Consider the following 208-nt stretch of genomic DNA (forward strand, 5'->3'; position numbering starts at 1 on the left):
GCCTGTCACTTTGACACCATGTGCTTTGGTCGTTGTATTGTGGAATTGAATACAACCTTCGGTATCATAGCCTTCTACACAATCCAAACGTTCTAGAAAGTCAAAGTGCCACCAAGCACGGCGAAATTCACCATCAGATATCGACAATAGACCGAATTCATCTTGATTGGCAACAATGCGGCGAATTTCATCAATTTCTAACATGCGT

Annotated in this window: 1 pseudogene; it reads right to left on the bottom strand. The window is 42.3% G+C overall.

Annotated elements, in window-relative coordinates:
* Positions 1-208 (bottom strand): annotated as a pseudogene (locus QCD85_RS23885) (5-methyltetrahydropteroyltriglutamate--homocysteine S-methyltransferase); the annotation flags it as partial.

Origin of the sequence: Paenibacillus sp. PsM32, from assembly GCF_030433815.1 — a bacterium.
Classification (GTDB): domain Bacteria; phylum Bacillota; class Bacilli; order Paenibacillales; family Paenibacillaceae; genus Saccharibacillus; species Saccharibacillus kyungheensis.